Origin of the sequence: Variovorax paradoxus (assembly GCF_000834655.1) — a bacterium.
Taxonomy (GTDB): domain Bacteria; phylum Pseudomonadota; class Gammaproteobacteria; order Burkholderiales; family Burkholderiaceae_C; genus Variovorax; species Variovorax paradoxus_F.
The window spans coordinates 1-5,747 of the sequence record NZ_JXQQ01000095.1 but is presented as its reverse complement, the minus strand read 5'-3'; the positions used below and the strand labels follow the sequence as shown (position 1 = coordinate 5,747).

At 64.5% G+C, this 5,747-nt stretch carries 4 protein-coding genes; all 4 read left to right on the top strand.

What is annotated here, in order from left to right; translation table 11 throughout:
* Positions 1–672: DUF2345 domain-containing protein (locus tag RT97_RS27840; protein ID WP_042582100.1), on the top strand; the 672-nt coding region annotated here is incomplete at its 5' end.
* A 50-nt stretch (positions 673–722) separates the two neighbouring features.
* Positions 723–2,870, top strand: coding sequence for a phospholipase D-like domain-containing protein (locus tag RT97_RS27835; protein WP_042582099.1), 2,148 nt, complete (start codon positions 723–725; stop codon positions 2,868–2,870).
* A 68-nt stretch (positions 2,871–2,938) separates the two neighbouring features.
* On the top strand, positions 2,939–4,486 hold the full coding sequence (locus RT97_RS27830; protein ID WP_042582101.1) for a tetratricopeptide repeat protein: 1,548 nt from the start codon (positions 2,939–2,941) through the stop codon (positions 4,484–4,486).
* Positions 4,487–4,530: 44 nt separating this feature from the next.
* On the top strand, positions 4,531–5,747 hold a 1,217-nt coding region (locus tag RT97_RS27825; protein WP_042582098.1), incomplete at its 3' end, for a type VI secretion system Vgr family protein.

Here is a 5,747-nt window from a genome sequence, read left to right as displayed (position 1 = left end):
GCGGGCAAGAGCCTGCTGGTCAGCGCGAAGGACGCAGTGCGCATCGCCGCTTTCGAAAAAGGAATGCGGCTCATCGCAGCGAGTTCGGACATCGATCTCGAGGCCCTGAGCAACAGCATCCACATCCTGGCCAAGCTGGACGTCAAGGCCGACGCCAACCGGATCACGATCACGGCCAAGGAGGAGGTCGTCATCAATGGCGGCACGAGCTATACGCATTGGAACGCGGCCGGCATCGAGAACGGGACCAAGGGCATGTGGCGCGAGCATGCGGCCGTGCATTCCCTGGTCGGGCCGAGCAACAAGCCGGGGCCGAGGCTGCCGGAGCCAGTCACCCTGAAGGAACTGGAGCAAAAGCAAAGCCTCGCGTTCATCCTGCGTTCGCATCCAACCGATGGCCGCGTGTTCGCCGACGAGCCCTATACCCTCTACAAGGGTGACGCCAAGGTGGAAGACGGCGTGACCGACGAGAACGGGCAGCTGATCATCAAGGACCACCAGAAGGGCACGCCGAAGTACACCGTCAAGCTCAGCAACGGCCACGAGTTCGATCTTCCCGTCAAGGAAAAGCTCGAGGAACTCGACGACCAGCTTGCCGCCCGCGGATTTCGCGCGGCGCAGGATGACGCCAAGGACAGGCTGCGGCATCAACGCCATCGCGAGGGCAACTAGGGCCTTGCGTTACAGCCGGCCCTGCAATCGCAACGCTCCAGCATTCACCCATGAACGATTCCCCGCAGCACAAGTCTTGCACGCCGATCTCCGAAGCCCAGCGCACCACGACCGGCAGCGCCCAGTGGCTGCTCGAAGCGTGCGAGGACGAGAAAACCCCTCCGTATCACGCCAACGAGCTGCAGCTCTTCATTTGCGGTGAAGTCGCGTTCGAGCAGATTGCCAAGGACATCAAGAAGGCCAAGGAAAGTGTCGAGATCATCTGTTGGGGGTTCGATCCCGCGATGGAACTGATCCGCACCAAGAACACATGGCCGCGCGGCCTCACCTGGGGCGACCTGCTCAAGGAAGTGGCCGAGGGCAAGCACAACGGCGGCAAGCCCGTGCAGGTGCGACTGCTCTCGTGGTACGGCTTCATCGGCAGCACCTTGCTGGGCGGAAACAACATGCCCGGATACAGCAAGGACGACACGACGACGGCGCAGCGCGCCAGCCCCGCCTTCAACCCGGACGACTGGACCGACGGCATCGCGGTCACCCCGCAGGATCAGCGCAAGGACTTCAACGCCCAGTGGTACCAGGATGCCTTCGGTGGCAGGCTGAAGAACCTGACCATCCGCATCCGCGACGGCGATGAAAAGGCCGTCAGTGCAAACCTTGCGAACGAGCCGGGCAAACGTGGCTACACCGAAACTAAAGCCATGGTGAAAGTGGCCACCGACCACCAGAAAACCATCCTGATCGACTACGAACACGAAGGCGGCGCCTCGGCCGTGGGCTACGTCATGGGTCTCAACAGCGTGACCGACTACTGGGACACGGCGGCGCACCTGTTCAAGGACCCGCGGCGCGGCGCGTCGTGGGAGGGCGCGGGTGACGATGGACCGGGTCTCAAGCCCTACCAGGACTATGCGTGCCGGATCCGCGGCGCCGCGCTGGTGGCCGTGAGCAAGAATTTCACCGATGCATGGAACCGCGCCAAGGGCCGAACCGCCGTCGGGACACTGGCGCGCACGCATGATCTGAAAAACCCGCCCAAGGGCCTGACCAGGACACTGGTCGGCGCAACCCAGCGCGCCCAGATCGTGCGAACCCAGCCCGAGGAACAGGACCAGACCATCAAGCGCCTGTACCTGCAGGCCAGCAGCTTCGCGCGCAACTACCTGTTCGTGGAAAACCAGTATTTCCAGTACACCGACTGGGCGCGGCAGCTCAAAGGGGATCGCGCGGCCTACGTCGACGGCTGGCGCAAGGGCGGCAGGCATCAGGGCGATCTGCCGAACCTGCACCTCATGGCCATCATTCCCACGCCCGAGAAGGGTTTCATGGTGCCGCGCACGCACGACACCGTCAAAGCCCTGGGCCACGGCACCTCGGTTCCCAATCAGGACAAGGCGGTGGAGGACGAGCTCAGGCTGTACGACCTGGACATGGCGCGCTACGAGAAGCTCAAGGCGATTCACGACAAGAATCCGCTGCTGTTTCCCAACCCGCCGACGAAGCCCGAGCTCAGCGATATCGCCGAAACCTCCAGGATGATGGGCGACAAGAGCAACCTTTCCAGGCAACTCGATGCGATCGGCCTGCGCACGCTGGTGGCCAGCCTCTGGACGCACGACCCGGGCTGGTCGAAGTCCAAGCACAGCGTGTTCCAGCGCCAGCAGCGCGAGCAGGAGATCTACCAGCGCGACCTCAAGATCTACCAGCAGAGCAAGGCCGGCTACGAGGAGGCGATGAAACGCGCGCTCGCGGCGGGCGGCAGGCCTTACTGGGGATACACGGGACCGAGCGAGCCGAAGCCGCCCACCGATCGCAGGCTGCAGGTGGCGTCGGCCGTCAGCGAGGGCTATCGCGAGATCTACATCCACAGCAAGCTGATGATCATCGACGACGCGATGTTCACGCTGGGCAGCGCCAACCTGAATCTCAGAAGCATGGCGGTGGACGCGGAGATCAACATCGCCAGCGACGACGTGGGCAAGAGCCGGGATCTGCGGCGCAGGGTGTGGGGTTTGCATACGGGAAATGCCGAGGCCTGCGATGGTGGAGACGGCAGTCCATCGGCCGTCCAGGCGACGTTCAAGAGCTGGCAGGCGCTCATGACGATGAATGAGGTGGAAATGAAGGCGGGACGGCCGATCACGGGCTTCCTGGTTCCCTTCCATGACGAGCGAAAAAGCCGCATTCGACTGGGCTGAAATCAATGAATCTTTTCAGGCACCTGCTCCTTCTTGCCGTCATCCCGCTCACCCAATTCGCCTGTTCCATGAACGACCTGCCACGCAACATGAACCTGAAGGCCTTCGATCCGCATCGGGCGGACTTCGTGTGCAGGCACGAAGCCGATGCGGTGCCGCCGATAGACCCCGAGGCCGAGCAATGGCTGCAGCAGGGCCTGGCGTTGACCAGCCCCGCGTTGTGGCCCGAGGAGCGCGACTACGGCAAGGCGTTGCAGCTGTGGCAGCGAGCAGCCGAACGCAAGCATTGGAAAGCGATGCTCAATGTGGCCAATGCCTACGCAGAGGGAGACGGTGTTCCCAAGGACACCGAGCGCGCGGTACAGCTCGTGGAGGCGGCCATGAAGCTGGGCATCCCGGCGGCTTATGACGTGATGGGCACCTACCACATGGAGGGCGTGGGGGTGAAGCAGGACGCCAGCCGGGCCTATGCGTTCTGGGAACTGGCCGCGGACAAGGGAAGCCCGAGTGCGATGGCGTACCTGGGCGCCAAGATGGACGCCGACTACGACAACCCTCAACGCGGGTTCTGGGGCAATCGCAAGGTGGCCCTCAAGATGCTGGAGTGCGCATTCGCCCAAGGCAACGGCAAGGCTGCGCATGCACTGGGTTCGACCTTGGCGGGCACGGACGCCAGCCGGGGCGAGGACTACGCGCGTGCCCTCAAGATCCTGCACGAAGGCGTCAAGCTCGGCAGCGCAGAGAGCGCGAGCTACTTGTCCTTCACCTTCCGCGTCGGCAAGCCCATGGTCGGCGACGTCAAGGATGGCGCGCGTGCCGAGCGCTATGGCGTCCTTGGAGACGCCCTCGAACTCAACCCCGATCTGCGCCTGCCCAATCTGGATCGGGTGCTCCCTCTGCCGCCGACCCCGTTGCCCAAGTGGGACGGCAACAAGCAGACCCTGATCGATGCGGCCAAGGCCGTGGTGGCCGTGCCGGTCGTGCCACCGGGGCCCGGGCCTTCGGCCGGCCCGCAGCGCAGCGGTCGCGCCCATGTCCCCGAGGGCCATGCATTGCCCGAAGAGCCGCAACGCCACGTGCCTGCGCAATTCGAAAGCACCGCTGCGCCCGAATCCGGCTACTGGATCGCAAGATTGATTCGCCCGGTCGGCGAACGCCACCTTGCCTGGAACGCCGAACAGGTGCCCATGCGCTATGCGAGAGGCGAGCTGTTCGATCGCACCCGCCCGGGCCTCATGCCCGAAGACGGGCGCATCCAGTTCCACTACTTGGGCGAGCTCGTGGCGCTGCCGGTGCACGCCGTGCCTGTCGGCGATCCGCGCGTGGCCCGGCGTATTGCGCGCGAAGCGCAGCTGCCCGAGCCTGCCAGGCGTTGCCTGGGCGATCGCAGCTGTCCGGCCACAGGGATCTGGCAGGCCAGCGTTCCCGGGAGTCATCCGATGGCCACCACTTTCAACCAGTGGCATCGACAGGCCTATGTGCTGCAGGGCCGGCCTTTCCCCCATCCGGGAGAAGCGGGTCTGGACATCGAATCCGGTCAGGTCACCTGGACCTGGTGGAACCAGGCCAACCGGGAAAGCCCGGTCGGTATCGCACATGTGGGCTTGGGGGCGTGATGCGGGTTGCCATCCTCAAGTTTCAACCAACGGACTGAACGACCATGGCTGCAGAGACCAATACAGCGCAAGTGATCGCGTCGGCGCGCCAGAACGCGCGCCTGCTTCGTCTGTCGTTTCCGCGAGGCGGCGAGCCCGCGGGCGCAGGCCTGGTGGTCAACCGGCTGCGGGCCAGCGAAGGCCTGTCGCGGGACTTCGAGTTCACAGCGGAGCTCCTCTCCAGCAATGCCGATCTGGCGCTCAAGGACCTGCAGGGCAAGATGCTCAGCATCGGGTTGGTGCGCCCCGACGGCACGCTGCGCTACTTCACCGGCATCGTCTTCGCGTTCCAGCTCGTGCGGACCGACGGCAACCTTGCCTTCTACGAAGTCAGGCTCGGTCCGTGGCTGAAGTACCTGCGTCTGCGGCACAACAACCGTCTGTTCCATCGCAAGACCCTGCGGGAACAGACCCAGATCGTCTTCGACGACTACGACACCCTGCCCCAATGGAAGTGGCAGGTGCACGGCGAGGACACGGCCGTCACCATGGCCAGCCAGGGTGGCGGCGCTCAGGGTGAAAGCGATCACAACTACCTGCACCGCCGCTGGGAGGCGGCCGGCTACAGCTACTGGTACGAACACGATGCCAATGGCCATACCCTGACCCTCACCGACGACAGCACCCTGGCGCAAGTCATCGATGGGGCGTCCTCCGATATACGCTTCCAGCGAGAAGGCGGTGCGCAGGAAGAAGACGCCATCCACCAGTGGAGCGCCATTCGAGAACTGGTGTCGGCCCAGACGGCGGTCAGTGCGTTCGACTTCAAGAACCCGCGTCCGCAACATGCAGGCACGCTCAGCAGCAATCAGCAGGGCGATGTGCCCCAACTCGAAGTGCATGAATACGGCGGCGCACGCCATTTCAAGACCAGCCGCGAGGGTGATGAGCGGGCGCGGTTGCGCATCGAGGAAATCGAAGCCCGCGGCAAGCACTTCGACGCCCAGGGCAACAGCCGCTTCGTGCTGCCTGGGCGCTACTTTCGCCTGGCCGACCATTTCGGGCGCACGCAGGGCACGGGACCCGAGAGCGAATTCCTGATCGTCGAGATCGAGCACACGGCCAGCAACAACTACCTTCAGAAGGCGGGAGAAGACGGCGGCGAACTCGCCCACTACAGCAACCGGCTCACCTGCAGCCGCCGCGGCATCTGCTGGCGCCCCGGGCGCGGTTTTCACAGTGTCGACCATCGGGTGCTGTCGCCGCAGACAGCGACGGTGGT